This is a genomic window from Streptomyces sp. NPDC006711 (genome assembly GCF_042869775.1).
Lineage (GTDB): Bacteria > Actinomycetota > Actinomycetes > Streptomycetales > Streptomycetaceae > Streptomyces.
Genome location: NZ_JBIAGO010000027.1, coordinates 38,882 through 62,258, shown reverse-complemented (window position 1 = coordinate 62,258; position 23,377 = coordinate 38,882). Strand labels below are relative to the sequence as shown.

The 23,377-nt window shown below is 73.5% G+C and carries 15 protein-coding genes; 10 read left to right on the top strand and 5 right to left on the bottom strand.

The features are described from left to right. Positions 1 to 135 precede the first annotated feature (135 nt). The 3 genes from ACFYM2_RS32720 to ACFYM2_RS32710 all read left to right on the top strand — a co-directional run bounded on the left by ACFYM2_RS32720 (position 136) and on the right by ACFYM2_RS32710 (position 5,135). On the top strand, positions 136 to 1,026 hold the full coding sequence (locus ACFYM2_RS32720; RefSeq protein WP_388841205.1) for a cellulose-binding protein: 891 nt from the start codon (positions 136 to 138) through the stop codon (positions 1,024 to 1,026). Between the two features lie 744 nt (positions 1,027 to 1,770). Next, a complete protein-coding gene (locus ACFYM2_RS32715) occupies positions 1,771 to 2,559 on the top strand; it encodes an ABC transporter ATP-binding protein (RefSeq protein WP_359007357.1) in 789 nt (262 codons plus the stop codon). After that, positions 2,556 to 5,135 carry an ABC transporter permease gene (locus ACFYM2_RS32710; RefSeq protein WP_388841202.1) on the top strand — a complete coding sequence of 860 codons (2,580 nt, stop codon included), beginning with the start codon at positions 2,556 to 2,558 and terminating at the stop codon, positions 5,133 to 5,135. The genes ACFYM2_RS32715 and ACFYM2_RS32710 overlap by 4 nt, the downstream gene beginning before the upstream one ends. Positions 5,136 to 5,208: 73 nt before the next feature. Here the strand turns inward: ACFYM2_RS32710 and ACFYM2_RS32705 are convergent, their stop codons facing one another. Genes ACFYM2_RS32705 through ACFYM2_RS32695 form a run of 3 tightly spaced genes read right to left on the bottom strand, consistent with a single transcriptional unit; the run spans position 5,209 to position 7,666 of the window. Next, on the bottom strand, positions 5,209 to 6,669 hold the full coding sequence (locus tag ACFYM2_RS32705; protein ID WP_388841198.1) for a DUF2079 domain-containing protein: 1,461 nt from the start codon (positions 6,667 to 6,669) through the stop codon (positions 5,209 to 5,211). Between the two features lie 15 nt (positions 6,670 to 6,684). Further along, positions 6,685 to 7,182 (bottom strand): hypothetical protein, encoded by a 498-nt coding sequence (locus tag ACFYM2_RS32700; protein ID WP_388841195.1) that lies wholly within the window; start codon positions 7,180 to 7,182, stop codon positions 6,685 to 6,687. Further along, entirely contained in the window at positions 7,175 to 7,666 is a 492-nt protein-coding gene (locus ACFYM2_RS32695; protein ID WP_388841192.1) for a SigE family RNA polymerase sigma factor, read from the bottom strand. Before ACFYM2_RS32695 ends, ACFYM2_RS32700 begins: the two co-directional genes overlap by 8 nt. 674 nt (positions 7,667 to 8,340) lie before the next feature. Between ACFYM2_RS32695 and mfd the strand changes: the two genes are divergently transcribed. Together mfd and ACFYM2_RS32685 are read left to right on the top strand one after the other, a co-directional pair. Further along, positions 8,341 to 11,874: a transcription-repair coupling factor gene (mfd, locus tag ACFYM2_RS32690; RefSeq protein WP_388460807.1), complete on the top strand. Its 3,534-nt coding sequence runs from the start codon at positions 8,341 to 8,343 to the stop codon at positions 11,872 to 11,874. A 253-nt stretch (positions 11,875 to 12,127) separates the two neighbouring features. Next, entirely contained in the window at positions 12,128 to 12,808 is a 681-nt protein-coding gene (locus ACFYM2_RS32685; protein WP_388841189.1) for an HNH endonuclease family protein, read from the top strand. Between the two features lie 33 nt (positions 12,809 to 12,841). Here ACFYM2_RS32685 and ACFYM2_RS32680 read toward each other — a convergent pair whose 3' ends face one another. After that, entirely contained in the window at positions 12,842 to 13,579 is a 738-nt protein-coding gene (locus ACFYM2_RS32680; protein WP_388841186.1) for a hypothetical protein, read from the bottom strand. 209 nt (positions 13,580 to 13,788) lie between these two features. Between ACFYM2_RS32680 and ACFYM2_RS32675 the strand changes: the two genes are divergently transcribed. The 3 genes from ACFYM2_RS32675 to ACFYM2_RS32665 all read left to right on the top strand — a co-directional run bounded on the left by ACFYM2_RS32675 (position 13,789) and on the right by ACFYM2_RS32665 (position 18,339). Then, positions 13,789 to 16,044: an N-6 DNA methylase gene (locus tag ACFYM2_RS32675; RefSeq protein WP_388841183.1), complete on the top strand. Its 2,256-nt coding sequence runs from the start codon at positions 13,789 to 13,791 to the stop codon at positions 16,042 to 16,044. Positions 16,045 to 16,192: 148 nt separating this feature from the next. After that, complete coding sequence (locus ACFYM2_RS32670) at positions 16,193 to 16,795, top strand: hypothetical protein (RefSeq protein ID WP_359007334.1); 603 nt, start codon at positions 16,193 to 16,195, stop codon at positions 16,793 to 16,795. A gap of 2 nt (positions 16,796 to 16,797) precedes the next feature. Continuing rightward, entirely contained in the window at positions 16,798 to 18,339 is a 1,542-nt protein-coding gene (locus tag ACFYM2_RS32665; protein ID WP_388841218.1) for a serine/threonine-protein kinase, read from the top strand. Between the two features lie 294 nt (positions 18,340 to 18,633). Here ACFYM2_RS32665 and ACFYM2_RS32660 read toward each other — a convergent pair whose 3' ends face one another. Beyond that, positions 18,634 to 21,138, bottom strand: coding sequence for a YfhO family protein (locus ACFYM2_RS32660; protein WP_388841180.1), 2,505 nt, complete (start codon positions 21,136 to 21,138; stop codon positions 18,634 to 18,636). 247 nt (positions 21,139 to 21,385) lie between these two features. Between ACFYM2_RS32660 and ACFYM2_RS32655 the strand changes: the two genes are divergently transcribed. Next, positions 21,386 to 22,084 (top strand): SurA N-terminal domain-containing protein, encoded by a 699-nt coding sequence (locus tag ACFYM2_RS32655; RefSeq protein WP_359007328.1) that lies wholly within the window; start codon positions 21,386 to 21,388, stop codon positions 22,082 to 22,084. A 21-nt stretch (positions 22,085 to 22,105) separates the two neighbouring features. Next, a complete protein-coding gene (locus ACFYM2_RS32650) occupies positions 22,106 to 23,062 on the top strand; it encodes a nucleoside triphosphate pyrophosphohydrolase (RefSeq protein ID WP_359007326.1) in 957 nt (318 codons plus the stop codon). Positions 23,063 to 23,377: the final 315 nt, after the last annotated feature.

Genomic DNA, 23,377 nt, shown 5'->3' with positions numbered 1-23,377 from the left:
TCCGAAGCCTCTGATGCCTCCCGCTGCCGACTTCTGTCCTGGATTAGCGCATCCTTGAACGGGCGATGTGCACACGTGTCGTCACATGGGCACTTCACTCCGGTTTCACTGGGCGCGGCAGAGAGGGCTTGAGGGATGAGCGCAGCATCGGTGCCACCGTCGGCGCGGCCGTTCGGGACCGGCAGGGGCCGGGGCTACCGTCCCGAGCAGGTCGACTCCGCCGTGGCCCGGCTCGCGCGGGAGGGGCGGGCGGCCCGGGAGGAGGAGGCCCGGCTCGTCGCCCTCGCGGCGGGGCTCGAGGAGGACGTCGCGCGGCTGCGTGCGCGGGTGGCCGGGCTCGCGCCGCAGACGTACGAGACGCTGGGCGGGCGCGCGCGGGCGCTGTTCGCGCTGTCCGTGGAGGAGGCGGACGCGGTGCGGGCCTCGGCGCGGGAGGCGGCGGCGGAGCGGGGGCGGGCTGCCGAGGAGGCGGGCCGCGCGGTCAAGGACGCGGCGCGGGCGCACAGCGAGGCGGTGCTCGCGGACGCGGAGGAGTGGGTGGAGCGCAGGCTGCTCGCGGCCCGTACGGAGGCGGACGAACTGCGGGGCGCGGCGCGCGCCGAGGCGGATGCGCTCCGCGAGGAGGCGGCGGACGGGCTGGCCTCGACGCGTCGGCGTTGCGCGGCGCGGCTGGCGGACCTGGACCGGGAGCAGGCCGGGGCGCGGGAGGCGGACGAGCGCGAACGGGCGCTGCGCGAGGGCGAGTTGGACGCGCGCCTCGCCGGTCTGACGCGTGCGGCCGAGGCGGCGCTGGCCGAGGCGCGGCGCGGGTTCGCGGAGGCGGAGGAGGGTGCGCGTGGCGCCGAGGAGGCGGCGGGGGCGCGGGCGGCGGGCCTGCTGGCGCGGGCGCGGGCCGACGAGGAGCGGGTCGTGGCGGATACGGATCGGGTGGTACGCGACGATGACGCGGCGCGTGAGCGTTTGCGGGCGCACATGGACCACATCCGAACCGTGCTGTCCACGCTGACGGGTCACCAGCGCCCCTGACGTGGGGCTCCGCCCCAGACCCCGTTCGCGCTGAAGGCGCTCGTCCTCAAACGCCGGACAGGCTGAGGGTGCCTGCGTGGGCCAGCACGAACCCCGCCAGGGGCGCGGGGAACTGCGCGAGGAGCGACCACGGCCCGCAGCCGAGCTCCCTGGGGCTCCGCCCCAGACCCCGTTCGGCCTGAACGGCCTCGTCCTCAATCGCCGGACAGGCTGAAGTTGCCGGTGCGGGCCAGCGCCGAGTAGTCAGGGGCGCGGGGAACTGCGCGCCCAGCCACGCACGGTCGGCAGCCAGGGTCCCTGGGCCGCAGGCTGAGGTTGCCGGTGTGGGCCAGCACCGACCCCGCCAGGGGCGCGGAACTGCGCGATCAGCCGTGGGCCGGGCGCGGCCGGAATTCGGCGTTTTCATCCGTGCCGGGCGCGACCGGAACGTAGCCCTCCACTCCGCGCCGGAGGCGAGGCCGTAGGTGCGGGAGACAGGGGGGTCTCCTCCCTGTGGGGTGGGTCCAGGGGTGGAGACCCCTAGGGGGTGGGCCCTACTTCGGGGCGGGGGGCGTTCGTCCCGGCGGAGGACGCCCCGCCCCCCACCCCCTCCTTACCTTGGACTTACGTCGTGACGCGGGGTCACGGGGGTGGGGAAAACCCCACCGTGAAGACTGCGCCGGGCACCAGGGCGGGAAGCGCACCCCTGGCGGACACTCAAGGCGTACGTCGGCGACTGGCTGAAATTGACCTAGGAGAATTACCGTGACAACCGCTGTGACCATTCCCAGGCACGGGGACACCGGAGGGCGTGCGACGGTCGCGGCTCGGGCGCGCCAGGTCGTGAAGGCGTACGGATCGGGGGAGACCCGGGTCGTGGCGCTCGACCACGTCGATGTCGACATAGCCCGGGGCCGGTTCACCGCGATCATGGGCCCGTCGGGTTCCGGCAAGTCCACGCTGATGCACTGCCTTGCGGGCCTGGACACGGTGACGGGTGGCCAGATCTATCTGGACGAGACCGAGATCACCGGCCTCAAGGACAAGAAGCTCACGCAGCTGCGCCGCGACCGCATCGGGTTCATCTTCCAGGCGTTCAACCTGCTGCCGACGCTGAACGCGCTGGAGAACATCACGCTGCCGATGGACATCGCCGGCCGCAAGCCCGACGCCCAGTGGCTGGAGCGCGTGGTGGAGACGGTGGGCCTGGCCGGGCGGCTCAAGCACCGCCCGACCCAGCTCTCCGGCGGTCAGCAGCAGCGGGTCGCCGTGGCGCGGGCGCTGGCGGCCCGGCCGGAGATCATCTTCGGTGACGAGCCGACCGGAAACCTGGACTCGCGGGCCGGCGCCGAAGTGCTCGGCTTCCTGCGCCAGTCCGTCGACGAGCTGGGCCAGACCATCGTGATGGTCACTCACGACCCGGTGGCCGCCTCCTACGCCGACCGCGTGCTCTACCTGGCCGACGGCCGCATCGTCGACGAGATGCTGCGCCCGACGGCCGAGGCGGTCCTGGACCGCATGAAGGACTTCGACGCGCGGGGGCGTACGTCATGACCGTGCTCAAGACCTCGATGCGCAACTTCCTCGCGCACAAGGGACGGATGGCGCTCTCGGCCGTCGCGGTCCTGCTGTCGGTGGCGTTCGTGTGCGGCACGCTCGTCTTCACCGACACCATGAACACCACCTTCGACAAGCTGTTCGCGGCGACCGGGTCCGACGTCACGGTCAGCCCCAAGTCCGCCGACGACGACCAGAACGGCGGCGCGCGGACCGGCAAGCCCGACACGCTGCCCGCCTCCCTGGTCGAGCGGATCGCCAAGGCGCCCGGCGTGGGCAAGGCCGAGGGCGGGGTGAGCAGCGCCAGCGTCACCGTCGTCAACGGCAAGAACGAGAACATGGGCGCCAGCACCGGTGCCCCCACCATCGCCGGCAACTGGACCGACAACGACCTCAAGGCGATGGAGATCTCCTCCGGCCGTGCCCCGCGCGGGCCGACGGAGATGATGATCGACGCCGACACCGCCGACAAGCACCACCTGAAGATCGGTGACGAGCTGCGCACCATCGCCGTCACCGGCGACTTCACCGCGAAGATCACCGGTATCGCCACCTTCAAGGTGACCAACCCCGGCGCGGCCATCGTCTACTTCGACACCGCCACCGCGCAGCGCGAACTGCTGGGCGACACGGGGAAGTTCACCCAGATCAACGTGACCGCCGCGAGCGGGGTGAGCGACACGCGCCTCAAGCAGGAGGTGGCGGCCGCGCTCGGTTCGGACACGTACAAGCTCCAGACGGCGAAGGAAGCCGCCGACGCCAACCGTTCCAGCGTCGGCTCGTTCCTGGACGTGATGAAGTACGCGATGCTCGGCTTCGCCGGTATCGCCCTCCTCGTCGGCATCTTCCTGATCATCAACACGTTCTCGATGCTGGTCGCCCAGCGCACCCGGGAGATCGGCCTGATGCGCGCCATCGGGTCGAGCCGCAAGCAGGTCAACCGCTCGGTGCTCGTCGAGGCCTTCCTGCTCGGCGTGTTCGGTTCGGTCCTCGGTGTGGCGGCGGGCGTGGGTCTGGCCGTCGGTCTGATGAAGCTGATGGGCTCCCTGGGGATGGAGCTGTCCACCGGTGACCTCACGGTCAAGTGGACGACGCCCGTGATCGGCCTTGTCCTGGGGGTCGTGGTGACCGTGGTCGCCGCGTATGTGCCGGCCCGGCGGGCCGGGAAGATCTCGCCGATGGCCGCCCTGCGGGACGCCGGCACCCCCGCCGACGGCAGGGCCGGCGCGATCCGCGCCGTCATCGGTCTGGTCCTGACGGGCGCGGGCGTGGCCGCCCTGCTCGCCTCGGCCAACGCCGCCAAGGCGTCGTCGGGTTCGGCCCTGCTCGGGCTCGGCGTCGTCCTCACCCTGATCGGCTTCGTCGTGATCGGCCCGCTGCTCGCGGGCGGCGTGGTGCGGGTGATCAGCGCGCTGGTGCTGCGGATGTTCGGTCCGGTGGGCCGGATGGCGGAGCGCAACGCGCTGCGCAACCCCCGGCGTACGGGAGCGACGGGCGCGGCCCTGATGATCGGTCTTGCCCTGGTGGCCTGTCTGTCGGTGGTGGGCTCATCGATGGTCGCATCGGCCACCGACGAGCTCGACAAGTCGGTCGGCGCGGACTTCATCGTGTCCTCCGGCTCCGGGCAGCCCATCGTGCCGCAGGCCGCCGAGGCGCTGGAGAAGACCCCGGGCATCGAGCACGTCACCCACTACCGGCCGGTGGCCGCCAAGCTCACCGCGCCGAACGGCTCGTCCGAGAACACCCAGGTCACCGCCGCCGACTCGACCTACCCGCAGGACCTGCGGCGTACGACCGTCGCGGGCGACCTGGAGGCGGCGTACGGCCCGGACGCCATGTCGGTCGGCGACGCCTACGCCACGGCGCACGGCGTCAAGGTCGGCGACGAGATGACCGTCGCCTTCAAGGGCGGCAGGACCGCGAAGCTGAAGGTCGCGGCGATCACCTCGGACGACACCAGCGTCGACAAGGGCGTGATGTACACGAGCATCACGACCGCCGCGCGGTACGTGCCGGCCGACGCGATGCCCAAGGACGCGCTGATGTTCGCCAAGGCGAAGGACGGCAAGGCCAAGGACGCCTACGCCGCCCTGAAGGAGTCGCTGAAGGCCTATCCGCAGTACAAGGTGCAGAACCAGGCCGACTTCAAGCAGGACCTGAAGGACCAGATCGGCCAGCTCCTGAACATCGTGTACGGGCTGCTCGCGCTCGCCATCATCGTGGCGGTGCTCGGTGTCGTGAACACCCTGGCCCTTTCGGTGGTCGAGCGGACCAGGGAGATCGGCCTGATGCGCGCGATCGGTCTGTCGCGCCGCCAGCTGCGCCGGATGATCCGCCTGGAGTCGGTGGTGATCGCCCTGTTCGGCGCGGTGCTCGGCCTCGGGCTCGGCATGGGCTGGGGCACCACGGCGCAGAAGCTGCTCGCCCTGGAGGGCATGGGCGTCCTGGAGATCCCCTGGCCGACCATCCTCACCGTGTTCGTGGCCTCGGCGTTCGTGGGTCTGTTCGCCGCGCTGGTACCGGCGTTCAGGGCCGGCCGGATGAACGTCCTGAACGCGATCGCGACGGACTAGCCGGCACACGGGGGTGAGGCCGGTACGGGACGGGGGTCCGTACCGGCCTCACCCTTCAAGGCGCGTACCGGCCTCACCCCTGGAGGCGCAGCACCACGTAACCCCCTGCCACCCCGGCGACCGTGTAGCGGGCGCCGGGGTGCAGGGCCGCGGCGTACTCGACGGGGTCGCCCGCCCAGCCGCCGGTGTTGTTGATCGCGATGTAGGACGGTGTCACCGGACGCGCGCCGCCCACCCAGAAGACCCGGCAGCGCGAGGTGAGCCGGGCGATCGGGTCGATGTCCGCCTCCACCGTCGCCCCGTCCGGGATCCGCGCGAACAGGGCCTCGGCGGCGCTCACTTGGGGGCTCTTGCGGTACGTCGCCGGTTCGGTGAGGGCGGCGAGCGGCATCGAGGGGGTGAGCGCGAGGGCGGCGACGGCCGCGCACAGCGGCAGCCTCGGCGCGTACGCGCGCAGCCACGCGTGGGGGCTGTGGCGCGCGGTGGCCACGGCGTCGGCGAGGGCGAGCATGACGATGGGCATGAGGACGGCGCTGTAGTGCCAGTCCGTGGACCAGTAGTGGTCGTCGGAGGACAAGAAGCGCCAGGCCAGGGTGGGCAGGGCGGCCAGCAGCAGCGGGGAGCGCAGGGCGAGCAGACCGGTGGTGGGGAGCAGGATCCAGGTCAGGGTGCGCAGCTTGAGGTGCCAGGCCGTCCACGGTCCCGCCGCGTCCTTGCCGCCCACCTTGCTCCAGTAGTCGTAGCCGCCGGTGGTGTTGAAGGCGGGGATGACGGCGGTGAGGGTGACCAGAGCGGCCACCGCGCCGAACGCGGCCACGGCCAGCGCCCACCGCATGGCCACCGGCGAGACGCGCCGGGCCCGGACGGCCACGACGACGGCGAGCGCGGCGGTGGTCAGGCCTAGGTCCTCCTTCACCAGGACCAGGGGCAGCGCGTACAGCAGGGCCGCCCGCCACCGGGCGCGCAGCACCGCCTCCAGGCTGAAGGCGATCAGCGGGACGGCGAAGCAGATCTCGTGGAAGTCGAAGTCGGCGGCGCGCTGGATCCCCCAGGACAGCCCGTACGCGACCCCGACCGCCAGCCCCGGGCCGCGCCCGAGCAGCCGGGCCGAGGCGCGGGTCACCGGGACGGCGGCCAGCGCGAACAGGGCGGCCTGGGCGACGAGCAGGGTGACGGGGGTGGGAAAGAGCCGGTAGAAGGGGGCGAGCAGGGCGGTCACCGGGCTGAAGTGATCACCGAGGATGTTGGTGCCCGGGCCCTTCAGGTCGGCGATCGGCGCCTGGAGGTGGGCGTAGGCGCGGACGACCTGCTCGAAGATCCCGAGGTCCCAGGAGCGGGTCTCCATGCGCCGGTAGCGCTCCACCGAGAGGGTGGCGTACGCGGCGAACAGGGCGGCGGCGAGCAGATAAGGGTCGGCTGCCCGCCGCGGGAGTATTCGCCGCCAGGGGTTTTCCGGTGGCCGCTGTTCGCCGGGCGCGCGGGACGGCCCGGGGGCGGTCCTGGCGCCGGGCAGCTTGAGGAGGACTCCGGACACGTGGGGCTCCTTGGGTCAGCGGACGGTGGCGGAGGTGACGGAGCCAGAGGCGTATCGGTCCGTGCGGTGGGACAGGGCGGGGTGGGTGCGGGGCGGCGGGGACGCCGAGGGGGTGGCGGAGGGCGTCCCTCGGCCCGGTACGGGGGACGCGGAGGGCGTGTCCCGCGCGGGGGACGCCGAGCCGGAGCCCTGGGGGCCGGTGTCCGGTGAGGGTGAGCCCTGGTCCGTGGGGGGCGCGGGGGAGCCGGGACGGGTCACGGGCGGGACGCCGGCCGGGGTGCTCGCGGGCGGCGCGGGGGCGCTCTCCTGGAGCCGGGCGGCGAGGGTGGCGCCGGAGCCCGCGAGCAGGCACACCGCGCAGGCGGCCAGCGCGGCGAGGTTGCGCCTGCGCCGGCGCAGGCCGCGCTGGGCGACCCACGCGGCGGGCGCGGGCACCGTGTGCCGGGCGCCCGCGTCTGCGGCCCGCTTCAGGGCGCGGGCCAGGGACTCCTCGTCCCGGTGGGCGTCAGACACCGTGTTCCTCCTCCAGGAGTCGGGGCGCGAGGGCGGCCCGGGCGCGCGACAGGTGGGTCTTGACGGTCCCGGCCGAGACGCCGGTCTCCCGCGCGATCCGCTCCACGCTCAGATCGCAGACGTAATGCAGTACGGCTGCGCGGCGCTGGCGGTCGGAGAGGGCGCGCAGGGCGTGTACGAGGGCGACGGTGCCGGGGTCGGGTCCGGGGGCGGGGACGGTGTGGGCGCGGTTGTGGCGGCGCCAGGCGTCGGTTGCCCTGCGGGCGCGGCGCCAGCGGCTTATCGCCAGGTGCCAGGCCGTGGTGCGCACCCATGCGTCCGGGGTGGCGTCCTTGTCCAGGGCCGCTCGGCGCGACCAGGCCCTGACGAAGGCCTCCTGGACCACGTCCTGGGCCTCCTGGAGGTCGCCCGTCATCAGGTACAGCTGGCCTACCAGGGGTTTCACGGTGTGCGCGTAGAACTCCTCGAACTCCTCGTCGGTCAATGCGGCTCCCGTGGCTGGATAGGTCTCACGGGGTATACGCCTGGAACCCCCTTCCCGGTTGACACCCCACCCCAACTTTCCCCCACGCCACCGGCCCCCCTCCGCCGGGGGCAAAATCACCTGGGGCTCCGCCCCAGACCCCGCATCGCGTCTGAAGGGCGCTCGTCCTCAAACGCCGGACGGGCTGACTATGCCCATGCGGGCCAGCACGGACCCCGCCAGGGGCGCGGGGAACTGCGCGCCCGGCCACGCACGGTCCGCAGCCGGGGTCCCTGGGGCTCCGCCCCAGACCCCGCATCGCGCCTGAAGGGCGCTCGTCCTCAATCGCCGGACGGGCTGAGGTATGCGGGGTGGGCCAGCACCGCCCCTGCCAGGGGCGCGGGGAACTGCGCGCCCAGCCACGCACGGTCCGCGGCCGGGATCCCTGGGGCTCCGCCCCAGACCCCGTTCGCGCTGAAGGCGCTCGTCCTCAAACGCCGGACGGGCTGACTATGCCCATGCTGGCCAGCACGGACCCCGCCAGGGGCGCGGGGAACTGCGCGAACACCTTCGGGTGGGGGGCCGGGGGCGGTCGGGGCGCATGGGGGGACGGGGCGTCGTACGCTGGACGGACCCCGGCCCGTACGACGTGTCGGGCGGTTCGCGTTGCCCACTCCCCGGGATGGATGCCCTTCATGAGCCTGCACGGTCTGCTGGACGCCGTTGTACGAGACCCCGCGCTCGCCGAAGCGGTGAAGGCCGCCACCGACGGACACCGCCCGCACGTCGACCTGGTCGGCCCACCCGCCGCCCGCCCCTTCGCCGTCGCCTCCCTCGCGCGCGACGCGGGCCGCACGGTGCTCGCCGTGACCGCCACCGGCCGCGAGGCCGAGGACCTGGCGGCGGCGCTGCGCGCGATGCTGGCGCCCGACGAGGTCGTCGAGTACCCGTCCTGGGAGACGCTGCCGCACGAACGCCTCTCGCCGCGCAGCGACACCGTGGGCCGGCGCCTGGCCGTGCTGCGCCGCCTGGCCCACCCGAGCAAGGACGACCCGGCGGCCGGCCCGGTCTCGGTCGTCGTCGCGCCCATCCGCTCCGTACTCCAGCCGCAGGTCAAGGGGCTGGGGGACCTGGTCCCCGTCGCCCTGCGCACCGGGCAGAGCGCCGACCTGGGCGAGATCGTCGAGGGCCTGGCGGCCGCCGCGTACGCCCGGGTCGAACTCGTCGAGAAACGAGGGGAGTTCGCGGTCAGGGGCGGGATCCTCGACGTGTTCCCGCCCACCGAGGAGCACCCCCTTCGCGTGGAGTTCTGGGGCGACGACGTCGAGGAGATCCGCTACTTCAAGGTCGCCGACCAGCGCTCGCTGGAAGTCGCCGAGCACGGCCTGTGGGCGCCGCCGTGCCGCGAGCTGCTGCTCACCGACGACGTGCGCACCCGCGCCGCCGCCCTGGCCGAGCGCCACCCCGAGCTGGGCGAACTGCTGGGGAAGATCGCCGAGGGGATCGCGGTGGAGGGCATGGAGTCCCTGGCTCCGGTCCTCGTCGACGAGATGGAACTGCTCATCGACGTGCTGCCCAGGGGCGCGATGGCCGTGGTGTGCGACCCGGAGCGGGTGCGTACCCGCGCGAGCGACCTGGTCGCGACCAGCCAGGAGTTCCTTCAGGCGTCCTGGGCGGCCAGCGCCGGCGGGGGCCAGGCGCCCATCGACGTGGACGCCGCGTCCCTGTGGGGCATCGCGGACGTACGGGAGCGGGCCCGTGAGCTCGGCATGATGTGGTGGTCCGTCTCCCCGTTCGCCGCCGATGACGCGGAGCTGGACGAGGGCACCCTCAAGCTGGGCATGCACGCCCCCGAGACGTACCGGGGCGACACCCAGCGGGCGCTCGCCGACACCAAGCAGTGGCTGGCCGACGGCTGGCGCACGGTGTACGTGACGGCCGGCCACGGCCCGGCGTCGCGCACCGTGGAGGTCCTGGGCGGCGAGGGCATCGCGGCCCGCCTGGACGCGGAACTCGCCGAGCTGACGCCCTCGGTCGTCCAGGTGACGTGCGGCGCCATCGACTTCGGGTTCATCGACCCCGCCCTCAAGCTCGCCGTCCTGACCGAGACCGACCTGACCGGCCAGCGCTCCGCGACCAAGGACCTGGGCCGGATGCCGGCCAGGCGCCGCAAGACCATCGACCCGCTCACCCTGGAGGTGGGCGACTACATCGTGCACGAGCAGCACGGCGTGGGCCGCTACATCGAGATGGTGCAGCGCACGGTGCAGAACGCGACCCGCGAGTACCTGCTCGTGGAGTACGCGCCCGCCAAGCGCGGTCAGCCGGGCGATCGCCTCTACATCCCCACCGACCAGCTGGAACAGGTCACCAAGTACGTCGGCGGCGAGGCCCCGACGCTGCACCGGCTCGGCGGCGCCGACTGGACCAAGACCAAGGCGCGCGCCAAGAAGGCCGTCAAGGAGATCGCCGCCGACCTCATCCGGCTGTACAGCGCGCGCATGGCCGCGCCCGGGCACGCCTTCGGCGCGGACACCCCCTGGCAGCGCGAGCTGGAGGACGCCTTCCCGTACGCGGAGACCCCCGACCAGCTCTCCACCATCGCCGAGGTCAAGGAGGACATGGAGAAGACGGTCCCGATGGACCGGCTGATCTGTGGCGACGTCGGCTACGGAAAGACGGAGATCGCGGTGCGCGCCGCGTTCAAGGCCGTACAGGACGGCAAGCAGGTCGCGGTCCTGGTGCCGACCACACTCCTGGTCCAGCAGCACTTCGGTACGTTCACCGAACGCTATGCCCAATTCCCGGTCAACGTACGGGCGTTGAGCCGCTTCCAGACCGACACCGAGGCCAAGGCGACGCTCGAAGGGCTCAAGGACGGCTCGGTCGACCTGGTCATCGGCACGCACCGGCTGTTCTCCTCCGAGACCAAGTTCAAGGACCTCGGCCTGGTCATCGTGGACGAGGAGCAGCGCTTCGGCGTCGAGCACAAGGAGCAGCTGAAGAAGCTCCGCGCCAACGTGGACGTCCTGACCATGTCCGCCACCCCCATTCCCCGTACGCTGGAGATGGCCGTCACCGGCATCCGCGAGATGTCGACGATCACCACCCCGCCCGAGGAGCGCCACCCCGTCCTCACCTTCGTGGGGCCGTACGAGGAGAAGCAGATCGGCGCCGCGATCCGGCGCGAGCTGCTGCGCGAGGGCCAGGTCTTCTACATCCACAACCGGGTCGAGTCCATCGACCGCGCGGCGTCGCGGCTGCGCGAGATCGTGCCCGAGGCCCGCATCCGGACCGCGCACGGGCAGATGGGCGAGAGCCAATTGGAGCAGGTGGTGGTCGACTTCTGGGAGAAGAAGTTCGACGTGCTGGTCTCCACGACCATCGTCGAGTCCGGCATCGACATCTCCAACGCCAACACCCTCATCGTGGAGCGCGGCGACAACTTCGGCCTCTCCCAGCTGCACCAGCTGCGCGGCCGGGTGGGCCGGGGCCGCGACCGCGGTTACGCCTACTTCCTGTATCCGCCGGAGAAGCCGCTGACCGAGACCGCGCACGAACGCCTCGCCACCATCGCCCAGCACACCGAGATGGGCGCGGGCATGTACGTGGCGATGAAGGACCTGGAGATCCGGGGCGCGGGCAATCTGCTCGGCGGCGAGCAGTCCGGGCACATCGCGGGTGTCGGCTTCGACCTGTACGTGCGCATGGTGGGCGAGGCGGTGGCCGACTACCGGGCGCAGATGGAGGGCGCCGAGCAGGAGGAGGCGCCGCTGGAGGTCAAGATCGAGCTGCCGGTCGACGCGCACGTCCCGCACGACTACGCGCCGGGTGAGCGGCTGCGCCTCCAGGCCTACCGGGCGATCGCGGCGGCCAACTCCGAGGACGACATCAAGGCGGTCCGCGAGGAGCTGACCGACCGCTACGGCAAGCTGCCCGAGCCGGTGGAGAACCTGCTCCTGGTCGCGGGCCTGCGCATGCTGGCCCGCGCCTGCGGCGTCGGCGAGATCGTGCTCCAGGGCCCCAACATCCGTTTCGCGCCGGTGGAGTTGCGGGAGTCGCAGGAGCTGCGGCTCAAGCGCCTGCACCCCCGTACGATCATGAAGGCGGCCACCCGGCAGATCCTGGTGCCGCGTCCGACGGCGGGGAAGATCGGCGGCAAGCCGGTGGTCGGCAGGGAACTGCTGGCGTGGACGGGCGAGTTCCTGACCACGATCCTGGGCTCCTGAGGCGGGCGGGGTTCTGAGGCGGGGCGGGGTCCTGGGGTCCTGAGGCGGGGACCTCGGCTCCCGAGACGGAGCGGGCGGCGCCACGCGGGTGGCGCCCGCCCTTCTTCGCGCCCCGACGCGGGCTCATGGGGCGGCGGACCCGGGGGTAGGAGTACCTAGGATTGCGAGCTTCCGCCACCAGCTGCCAGGACGGCCCGCCTTGATGCGTACTCACCGAACCCGCCGGTTCCCCCGCGTTCCCAGCATGTCCCGCATGCGTTACTCGCCCCGCGTGGCCCTGTCCGCGACGGCCCTCGCGGCCTCGCTCGTCCTCACCGGGTGCGGGGGCGACGGCGCGAAGAAGAGCCCGGCGCCCGGGCCCAGGGGCGCGGCCGGCTCCGCGCTCGGCGCGGTCGACTCGCTCCCCGTCAAGGGGCGCGCGCCGAAGACGGGTTACAGCCGCGACCAGTTCGGCAAGGGCTGGACCGACACCGACCACAACGGCTGCGAGACCCGCGAGGACATACTGAAACGGGACCTCAAGGACGTGAAGCTCAAGGACAAGTGCGACGTGTCCTCCGGCACGCTCGTCCACGACCCCTACACCGGGCAGTCGATCACGTTCACGCGCGGCGCCAGCAAGATCGACATCGATCACGTGGTCGCGCTCTCGGACGCCTGGCAGAAGGGCGCGCAGCAGTGGGACAGGCAGAAGCGGGCCGCGTTCGCCAACGACCCGCTCAACCTGATCGCCGTCGACGCGAGCGCCAACCGCCGCAAGAGCGACGGCGACGCGGCGACCTGGTTGCCGCCGTACAAGGCGTACCGCTGTACGTATGTGGCGGACCAGGTGGCCGTCAAGAAGAAGTACGGCGTGTGGCTGACCGACGCGGAGAAGACCGCGATGAAGTCGGTTCTGGACGGGTGTCCCGATCAGAAGCTCCCGGCGGGGTGAGCGGGGCTTCGGCCGGGAGCCGGGCGGGTGTCGTCAGCCCGAGGCGAGCTGGGACTTCGGCGGGGCGGCGGCGTGGACCGGCCGGCCGAAGTCCGAGAAGTCGAGAGTTCCGGGTTGGTCGCCGCCCACGGTGACCAGCTTCAGGAGGTAGGGCTTGCCCGAGGTCGCCACGTAGGCGGTGAAGTGTTCTTTGCCCTCCTGGTCGGTGAGGGTGATGGCGGGCTGTCCGTCCACGGTGGTGGTGGCGCCCTTCATGGCCTTGGTGTCGACGGTGTCCCTGCCCGGGGTGGCGAGATAGCCCTTCAGATCGCAGACCTGAGCCATGCCCTTGCCGTCGGGGGACGAGGTGGGAACCTTCGCCCACGCGCGGGCGCCCGCGGGCCGCAGATAGATGGTCTTGCCGGCCTTGATCATGGAGATGGGGCCCTGCTTCGGCTGGACGGTACCGGCGCAGTCGCCTTTCGCGTCCATGGCCACGTCCACCTTGGTGGGGCCGTCCTTGGCGTCGTTGATGTCGGCCTTGAGGCGCAACGTGGGGGAGGTGAGGTCCTGCTCCACCGCGTCGTTGAATATCTGCCCCGCGTTGCGGCCGGCGAACGGTGCCTGCGAGGCGGTTGCGGTCGGGGTGGCCGGCGCGGATCCGGTGGCCGCCGGGGAGCTTTTGGTGGCCGCCGGGGCGGCGGAGCCGGAGCCCGATCCCGAACAGGCCGTCAGGGCCGTGGTGGCGCAGACGAACAGGGTGGCGGTGGTGAGGACGGTGCGGCGGCGCATGGTGGCGAACTCCCCCTGAGGGCAAGGCGGTACGGGGTGTGGCGGTGCGGGCCGGCGGTTGGCGGGTGTGGCGGCCCGTCGCACATCAGAGCAGAGGGTTGTGAACCGGGTCAACACAAAACATTGGATCGTTACCGTTCACGGTGTGTACGGGGTTTGCTGGGTCCGTTCGGTAGTCTCGATGCTCCGAGGACGAAGGGGGCGGCCAAGTGCCGGAGCACGCAACGGAGGTGACCGCGGCCACCATCGCCCGGCTCGCGGGGGTGGGCCGCGCGGCGGTCAGCAACTGGCGGCGGCGGCACGCCGACTTCCCCCAGCCGGTCGGCGGCACCGACACCAGCCCCGCCTTCGCGCTGCGTGAAGTCGAGCAATGGCTGCGCGACCAGGGCAAGCTCGCCGAAGTCCCGTTGCGCGAACGGGTCTGGCAGCAGCTCACCGGCCACCCCGGTGGCGCCGTCACCGCCCTGGTGCACGCGGGCTGCGTCCTACTGGTGCTGCGCCACCGGCCCGGGCTGTGGCGGGATGCGGCCCCGCTGGCGGACGCGGCCCTGGCCGAGCGGCTGCCGGACGTCCTGGACACGGTCCTGGCCGAACGCTTCGGCCGGGACGGCCGGGATGGCCGGGACGGCCGGGATGATCAGGACGGCCGGGGCGGCCAGGACGGTCAGGACGGCCGAGAGGGCCAAGACGGCCGGAATGGCCAGGACGTTCAGGATGACCGGGATGGCCAGGGGCAGCCGGGGTCGGCCGGGCGCCCTGTTCAGCGCCGCACGGTGAACACCCCCCGCGCCGCCGAACTGGCCGCCTCCGTACCCCTGTTGCGTGCCGTCGCCGAGTTCGCGGCGGACGCGGGAGCGCAGGACGCCTTCGAGTTCCTGCTCGGCCGTCACCTCGACGCCAACCCTCGCCAGTACACGCTCACCCCGCCGGGCCCCGCCGCCCTGATGGCCGCGCTCGTGGGTCCCGCCGCCACCGTCCTCGACCCGGCCTGCGGCACCGGCACCCTGCTGCGCGCGCTGCCCGGGGCCGGGGTCCTGCACGGTCAGGACGCCGACCCGGACCTGGCCGCCCTGACCGGGCTGCGGCTCGCCCTCGCCGGGCCGGCCACCGTCCGTACCGCCGCCGCCGACTCCCTGCGCGCGGACGCCTTCCCCGAGCTCGCCGCCGACGCCGTGCTCTGCCACCCGCCGTTCAACGAGCGGGCCTGGGGCCACGACGAACTCGCCTACGACCCGCGCTGGGAGTACGGCCTGCCCGCCCGCACCGAGTCCGAACTGGCCTGGGTGCAGCACGCGTTGGCCCGGCTGCGCGAAGGCGGCACGGCCGTCCTGCTCATGCCGCCGGCCGCCGCGTCGCGCCGCTCGGGGCGCCGGATCCGCGCCGATCTGCTGCGGCGCGGCGCGCTGCGCGCGGTCGTCGCCCTGCCACCCGGCGCGGCGCCCCCCTACGGCATCCCGCTGCACCTGTGGGTGCTGCGCAAGCCGGGCGCCACCACCCGCCCCGCCGGTGAACTCCTGCTCGTGGACGCCTCCGGCGTCGAGGGCGCGGCAGCGGACGGCGCCCGCGACCGGCTGCCCTGGCCGGCCCTGCACCGCGCCGTGCTGGACGCGTGGACCGCGTTCGACCGCGACGGCACCCTCACCGGGCGGCCCGGGGTCAGCCGGTCGGTGCCGGTCATCGAACTCCTCGACGCCGACGTCGACTTGGCGCCCGCCCGCCATCTGCCGCCGCCCGCCGCCGAAGGCGGCGCCGCCGCGCTCGACGCCGTACGCGAACGGCTCGACGCCACCCTGCGGACGGCCGCCGGGCTGTCCCCGGCGCCCCCAGCGCCCGCCCCCAGCGCCCGCTGGTCGCTCACCACCGTCGGTGAACTCGCCCGCGCGGGCGCCCTGTCACTGCGCCCGGGCGGCGCGGGCACCGCCGACGGCGCCTCGCCCGCCGTACTCACCGAGCACGACGTCCTGGCCGGCACCGCGCCCTCGGGCACCCTGCCCGAAGGGCCACCGGAGGAGCCGGCGCTCATCCGGGCCGGCGACGTCGTGGTGCCGGTGCTGGGCGGCGGCGCGATCGCCCGGGTCGCCACCGAGACCGACGCGGGCGCGGCGCTCGGGCGCAACCTCCAGCTGCTGCGGCCCCGGCCCGGCGCGCTCGACCCGTGGTTCCTGGCCGGCTTCCTGCGCGGCACCGCCAACCACCGCCAGGCGAGCAGCCACGCCACCACCGCCTCCCGCCTGGACGTACGCAAACTGCGGCTGCCCCGGCTGCCCCTGGCGGACCAGGTGCGCTACGGCGAACACTTCCGCGCGCTTGCCGCGTTCGAGGACGCGCTGCGGCTCGCGGGACGCCTCGGTGAACAGCTGGTGCGCGGCCTGCACGACGGCCTGACGGAGGGCACTCTCGACCCGGGCCCACGGAACGGCACGGAAGAAGGGGACACCGGGCGGGCGCGGGTGAGTTCGGGGTGACGGCCAAACACCGGGTGACGGTTGGATACCGGGTCGGGTAGCGCCGGGGCGGGTGTCGGTGGCGGTGTATACGCTCATGCCATGGGGTCGGCTCGCTCGTATCGGCCCGACTGAATCCGTCCGGCCCGACCCAGTTCCAGGAGCAGCGATGCACGGCCCCGGCTATGGACCGCCGCAGCCCCGATCCGCGGGGCCGGTGGCGATGGTGCTGCGTGTGCTGTTCGCCCTGGTGCCGCTCGTCAGCTTCGGACTGCTGTCGTGGGCGGCGCCGTTGAGGCTCGCGATCATGACCCGGCGCCGGGCCCACTGGGTGGTGTTCTGGGCCCAGCTGACCGTGTTCGTCGTCTTCTTCTCGTTCGTCGTCGCGGCGGACGACGAGAACGGCGTCACCATGGACGTCGGCATGATCGGCCTGCTCTCCCTGGCCGTCATCACCACCGCCCACTTCCTGTACGCCGACATCCGGCACGCGATCGGGATGCCGTTCACGCCGCACCCGTACGGCCCGCCCGCCGGGTACGGGCCGCCGCACATACCGGCGGCGCCGGCCCCCGGGTTCGGCCCCTACGCCCATCCGTACGCCGACACCCCCGCGCCCGGCGCGCCCACCGCGCACGTGCCCGCCGCCCCGGTGCCGCCCGTGCCCCCGCAGCCGCGTACCCCCGCCGCGCCCAGGATCGACCAGGTCAGGGCCGAGCTCGACGAGCTGTCGCAGTATCTGCGCAAGGGGACCGGGGGCGAGGCCCGGTGACCGTGGGGCGGGTGATCGCCGGACGGTACGAGCTGGCGGCGCTCCTCGGCCAGGGCGGCATGGGCCAGGTGTGGACGGCGTACGACCAGCGCCTCGACCGCCGGGTCGCGGTGAAGCTCCTGCGCCCCGACCGGGTCGGCTCGGGGCGGGCGGAGGAGGCGGAGGAGCTGCGGCGCCGCTTCGTGCGCGAGTGCCGGGTGACCGCGCGGGTCGACCACCCCGGGCTCGTCACCGTGCACGACGCGGGCAGCGACGGCGACGACCTGTACCTCGTCATGCAGCACGTCGAAGGCGCCGACCTCGCCGACCATCTCGCCGAGCACACGCCCTACCCGTGGCCGTGGGCGGTGGCCGTCGCGGCCCAGCTGTGCGCGGTGCTCTCGGCGGTGCACGCGGTGCCGATCGTCCACCGCGACCTCAAGCCGCGCAACGTGATGGTGAAGCCGGACGGCACCGTGACCGTGCTCGACCTCGGGGTCGCATCCGTCCTCGACTCCGACACCACCCGCCTCACCCACACCGGTTCACCCATCGGCTCGCCCGCCTACATGGCGCCCGAACAGGCCATGGGAGGTGCCGTCGGCCCGGGCACCGATCTGTACGCGCTGGGGGTGCTGCTGCACGAAATGCTCAGCGGCGACGTGCCGTTCGCGGGATCCACGGCGCTCGGCGTCCTGCACCGCCACCTGTACGAGCCGCCGCCCGCCGTGCGGGGCGTGCGCCCCGAGGTGCCCGGATCCCTCGAAGGGCTCGTGCTGCGCCTGCTCGCCAAGGACCCGCAGGACAGGCCGGGTTCGGCGCAGGAGGTCTACGAGGTGCTCGCGCCGCTGCTGCCGGCGCGGGGCGGCCCCTGCCCTCGCGGCCCACTCGATCCGACCCGCCCCTTCCTGCGCCCGCACGCGCCCTGGCCCGACCGCGCCGCCGCGCCGGGGCCTGCTCCCGCTCTCGTGATCCCGCCCCTGCCCGCGGCCGCGCCACGGCCCGACGTGGCCGGCGCCGTCGACGAGGCGAAGCGGCTGCTCGGCGAGGGCCGCATCACCCAGGCCGTCGACGTCCTGGGCTCGATCCTGCCCGCCGCGGCGGCCGAGCACGGTGAACGCTCGCCGGTGGTACGGATCCTGCGCAAGCAGTACGCGGCGACGCTGATGGACGACGGCCAGTACCGGCGCGCCCTGCCCGAGCTGCGCCGGCTCGCCGCGGACCGGGCGGCCGACGCGGGTCCCGCCGACGCGCAGGCCCTCGACTTCCGCCACGACGTGGCGCAGTGCCTCGAACAGCTCGGGGACGCGGCGGGGGCGCTCGCGGAGTACCGGGCGGTGCTGCCCGGGTTCGAGGCGCTGTACGCCGGATCCGACCCGTCCCGCCCCTTTGCCGTGCGGCACCGGATCGGGGACCTGTTGCTCGCGGTGGGCGACCACGGGGCCGGGCATCAGCATCTGCGCGGGCTGCTGTGGGACGCGGAGCGGGTGTACGGGGCGCAGCACCCCTACCCCGGTGAGCTGCGCCGCGCGCTGGCCCGGCAGCGGGAAGTCCGGGGCGTATAGCCTGCGGCGCTCCGGCGAAGGGGCACGCACGCGTACGCCGAGCCCCAGTTCGCGCAGTTCCCCGCGCCCCTGAAAACCCCGGTTCGCCCTCGGGTGCGGGTCGTGTACGGCTGATCGCGCAGTTCCCCGCGCCCCTGAGCATCCGAGACCCTGGCCCGTACGGGCATGGTCAGCCCGTCATGGGGGTCCCCCCTGGCCCTTAAGGCCTTGGGGGAGATTGAGGACGAGGGCCCTTCAGGCCCGAACGGGGTCTGGGGCGGAGCCCCAGGGTCTGTTCCTTCAGCCCCGGAGGGTTTAGGGGAGGGGCGGGGTGGGGTCCTCCGGGGTGTGGGGCGGAGCCCCGCGCCGGCGGGCGAACCGGCGGCCAAGGCGCGGCCCGCACCCCACGCCCAGGAGCGCAAGCGCGGACGCACCGCCCACCGCCACCCCGGAGCGCAACCCCGGCGGCCGGAAGTCGCACTCCACCGACCGCGCCCCGGGCGGAAGGGCGACGGCGACCAGGCCCAAGTAGTCGCCGGCGGGACGCTCCGCACCGCCGTCCACCCCGCATGTCCACCCGGCGATCCGCGGCATCGCGAACACGGCCGTGCCCTGCGCCCCACCCGGCAACTCCGCCCGTACCGAGCTGTCCGAGACGGACACCCGGGTCGCCCCCGATGTGCGCAGGTGCTCCACCGCGCGGGCCAGCGCCGCCCGGTCCAGACAGCCCAGTTCCGCGTCGCGGTCCGCGGGGGACAGCGTCACGTGTGAGGCGCGCCCCGGTCCCGCCGAGGTGCCGAAGGGGATGAGCGGGGCCCGCCGGCTCGGCGCGCCGCCGCGCATCTCCACGGCCGGCCCCCCGCCGAGCCGCGCCGTGCCGAAGTGTTCGGGCGCCCACAGGAAGATGTCGGTCCCGGCGGGGCAGCCCTGGGAGAGCGTGCGGGTCGTGTAGACGCGGGCGCCGAGCAGGAGTTCCTGGTTGCGGAAGGGGTTCGTGCCGTACGACAGGGGCGGCCCGGCCGGCCGGAGCGTGACCAGGGGCGGCGTCGCGGCGGCCCGCACCAGACTCGGCGCGCCGTCCTTGCCCGCGACCCGCACCCGCGCCCCGACACCGAAGATCGCGTCGGTCACCGGGTTGTCCAGGCTCTGAAGCGCCCGCCCGCGCGAGGTCCAGCCGCCGCCGAGCGCGGTCATCGTACGGTTCAGGACCTCGGGGGTGAGGCTGGAGTAGTACGCCGCGCCCTCCCCGCCCAGCAGCATGGGGTCGTTGTTGGTGATCTGCCGCTGCCCGGGGTCGGTGCGGAAACCGGGCCCGCCCGGCGCGTCCGCGATGAGCGCGGCCCGCTCGGTGTGGGCGGGGCCCCAGGCGGGGTAGCCGTCCATGCGGGCGGCCCGCTCCTTGTCCCCGTACGCCTGCTCCACGCCGGCCTGGGCGATCTGCGCCCCGGCGATGAGGACGAGCGCGGCGACGGTGAGCCCGCGCCGGCCCCGGCGGGCCAGGAGCAGCCCGCCGGCCACGGCGGCGACGCCGAGGGCGAGCAGGGGGTAGGTCCACGCGGAGATCAGGTCGCTGAAGGCCGCGGCCGCCGCGATCAGGGCGAGCACCCCGCCCCCGCCGAGCAGCGCCCGGCGCCCGGGAAGCCCGTACGACAGACAGACCCAGGCGGCGATCACGAGGATGCCGCACAGGATGAACGTCTGGCGGTAGGGGCTGCCGTTGGGGGTGACGAAGGCGTGCCACGCCAGATGGGTGGGCTTCCACTGGAAGGAGAGCGCGACGGCTGCGGCGAGCCCCGACCAGGCGTACCGCTCGCGGCGCGGCACCGCGCGGTGGAAGACGAGCGCGCAGGCCAGGAGCAGGGCGCCGGTGCCGAGGAAGAGCGCGGGGGAGGAGAAGGAGTAGGTGGCGGGCAGGGTGCGGGCCAGGTAGTCGGGCCAGGACACCGGCGCGAACTCCCGCACCCAGCCCGGGTGGGCGTGCTTGGTGCCGAGGTAGACGGTGAACAGGACGGGCGCCGAGAGCCCGATGCCGAGCACGACCGACCGCGCCGCCACCAGCGCCGCCCGGATCCGCCCGCGCGCGTCGGTGTCGCGGTCCACGTACAGCAGGAGGAGCAGCACGAGGCCGGCCCCGATGGTGGCCATGTACGCGGTGTAGAAGTTGGCGGTCCAGGCGAGCGCCACGACCAGCGGGCCGAGCACCGGGCGCCGCCGGGCCTTGGCCCAGTGCCCCACCAGGCACAGCAGCGGGAAGGCGATCAGGCCGTCGAGCCACATCGGGTTGTACGTGGCCTCAAGGACCGACCAGCCGCACAGCGCGTACGAGGCGCCGAGCACCCCGGCCGCCCAGCGGTGGCGCACCCCCGGGCGCAGCGCGAGCAGCAGCACCGTCATCGCGACGGCAGCGGCCGCCGTCTTCAGGACGGTGATCACGTATACGGCCAGGTCGATCCGGTCGCGCGGGAAGAGGGCGACCAGGAGCGCGAAGGGGCTACTGAGGTACGTACCGAGGTCGGGCAGGAACGAAGTGCCGTACCCCGACTGCCAGTTGAGCAGGAGCCCGCCCTCGGCGCGGCCGTGCAGCAGGTCCCACAGGTGGGCGTGGAAGGGCACGAACTGGTTGCCCAGGTCGTTGATGCTGCGGGTGTGGCGCTGGAGGGAGCCCAGCGGGATCACCCCGGCGACGGCGTCCGCGCCGCACACCGAGATCAGGGTGATCAGTGCGGACAGGGCGGCGGCCCTGGCGCGGGGGCGGCGGCGGGCGGCCGGCGCCCTGTCCGGGGCCTGCGGCGGGGCGGGGGCGGCTTCGAGGGTCGGCATCGGGGTCCTTTGCTGTGCGCTGCCTCGAATATGCCGGACCACCGCCGCCAACACGGCCGGTGCGGACGTCAGTTCACGTGATGGACGGCGCGGCTTCATCCGGCTTCACCCCCGCGACCGATGGGGGTCGCGAATCGTTGGGCGAATCAGTGGCCCCGGCCCCGCCGACTGCCTAACATCGATCACCGCAAGGTCTTAGCAAGGTCCGTCGCCACGCCGCACGTATCTGCTCCGCCGGGAGGCCCCTTTGCACCGCCGTCGTCGTACCGCGCTCTCCGTCTCTGTCGTCCTGCTCGCCGCGGGTCCCCTTCTTACCGCGTGCGGCAGCACGGCCCACCCGGGGGCCGCGGCCGTCGTCGGGGGCGAACGGATCGAGGTCTCCGCGTTGCAGGCCGAGGTCAAGGACGTACGGACGGCGCAGCAGCAGTCCCCGCAGTCCGCGCAGCTGATCAAGGACTCGGGTCAGCTCGGCAAGGTGAAGCTCAGCAACATGATCTTCGACCGGGTGCTCGCGCGCGCCGCCGGGCAGGCCGGGGTGAGCGTCAGCCGCAAGGAGACGCAGGACGCGCGGGCCGCGATGGTCCAGCAGGCCGGCGGCGAGGACCAGCTGCGCGAGCAGGCCCTCACCAATGGGGGGCTCGCGCCGGACCAGATCGACACCTATGTGCAGCGGCAGGTGACCGAGCAGAAGCTGGCCGCGAAGATCGGCGCGCGCACCCAGCAGGATCTGCTGCCCGTCCTGGTCAAGGCGTCCAAGGACCTCCAGGTGGACGTGAACCCCCGCTACGGCAGCTGGAACGCGAGCCAGATCCAGCTCGCCGACTACCAGGCGCCGTGGATCGCCCGGGCCAAGCCGGCGGCGGGGCCCCAGGGCGCGCCCCAGGATCAGCAGGGCCCCGCCCCCGACCAGCAGGACAACCCGGGGGACGCCGCCTCGACCGGCTGAGCCTGCGGGTAGGTTCGACGGGTGACTGCTGTCGAAGAAACCGGCCGAATCGTTCTGCTCACGGCGAGCCACCGGGTCGCCCCCGGGCTCCTGTCGTGGCCCGCGTGGGAGACCCTGCGCGCCGCCGACCTCGTCCTGTGCCCCGACCCCGGGCATCCGCAGCTGCCGTATCTGCGCGAGGCGGGCATCGAGGCCGAGCTCTCCGTGCCGGACGCGGCGGAACTGGTCGCGGCGTGCGCGGGGGGCCGCACGGTGGTCGTGCTCCCCTCCGGCGAGGGCGACCAGCGGCTCACCGACGGCCTCGCCCGTCTGGCCGGGTCGGGCCGGGTGAGCATGCCCGACCTGGAACTGCTGCCCGGCTCCTACGATCTGCCGGGCGCGCGCCTGCTCGACCTGGTCCAGGTCATGGACCGCATCCGGCGCGCCTGCCCCTGGTCCTCGCGGCAGACCCACAAGGGGCTCGCCAAGTACGCCCTTGAGGAGGCGTACGAACTGGTCGAGGCGGTGGAGGAGGGCGAAAGGGACGAGCTGCGCGAGGAGCTGGGCGATGTGCTGCTCCAGGTCGTCTTCCACGCGCGGATCGCCGAGGAGGACGAGGAGGAGCCGTTCTCCATCGACGACGTCGCGGCCGGGATCGTGGAGAAGCTCATCCACCGGCATCCGCATGTGTTCGGCTCCGAGACGGCCGAGACGCCGGAGGAGGTCAAGGAGCACTGGCTGCGGATGAAGGCGGTCGAGAAGCGGCGGGCGTCGGTGACGGACGGGGTGCCGCTGGGGCAGCCGGCCCTGGCGCTTGCGGCCAAGCTGTCCGGGCGGGCGCGGGCGGGTGGGCTCGATGTCCCGCTTCCCTCCGGGGAGGGGGTGGGCTACCGGCTGCTCGGCCTCGCGGTGGAGGCGGAGGCGGCGGGGGTCGATCCGGAGGCCGCGTTGCGCGCGGCGGCGCGGACGTACCGCGAAGCGATCCGGGCGACGGAGTAACCCCGCCACCCACCGGTTGCGAAGGTCCCGCCGAGCCGGTCCGGCGTTTGGGGCGGAGCCCCAGGAACCCCGGCCGCGGGTCGTGGTCGCTCTTCGCGCAGTTCCCCGCGCCCCTGACAGGGCTGGTGCTGGCCCATGTGCACATACCTAGCCCGTCCGGCGTTTACCCCCGGCGGGGTCGGCGCTGGCCCGGATCGGCACCGTCAGCCCGTCCGGCGTTTGAGGACGAGCGCCTTAAGCGCGAACGGGGTCTGGGGCGGAGCCCCAGGGGCCCTGGCTGCGGACCGTGCGTGGCTGATCGCGCAGTTCCCCGCG

Excerpts from the sequence above, each read along its gene's own strand:
- ACFYM2_RS32670 (WP_359007334.1), top strand. The coding sequence starts at position 16,193 with ATGCACGGCCCCGGCTATGGACCGCCGCAGCCCCGATCCGCGGGGCCG.
- mfd (WP_388460807.1), top strand. The coding sequence starts at position 8,341 with ATGAGCCTGCACGGTCTGCTGGACGCCGTTGTACGAGACCCCGCGCTC.
- ACFYM2_RS32660 (WP_388841180.1), bottom strand. The coding sequence starts at position 21,138 with ATGCCGACCCTCGAAGCCGCCCCCGCCCCGCCGCAGGCCCCGGACAGG.
- ACFYM2_RS32680 (WP_388841186.1), bottom strand. The coding sequence starts at position 13,579 with ATGCGCCGCCGCACCGTCCTCACCACCGCCACCCTGTTCGTCTGCGCC.
- ACFYM2_RS32685 (WP_388841189.1), top strand. The coding sequence starts at position 12,128 with ATGCGTTACTCGCCCCGCGTGGCCCTGTCCGCGACGGCCCTCGCGGCC.
- ACFYM2_RS32710 (WP_388841202.1), top strand. The coding sequence starts at position 2,556 with ATGACCGTGCTCAAGACCTCGATGCGCAACTTCCTCGCGCACAAGGGA.
- ACFYM2_RS32720 (WP_388841205.1), top strand. The coding sequence starts at position 136 with ATGAGCGCAGCATCGGTGCCACCGTCGGCGCGGCCGTTCGGGACCGGC.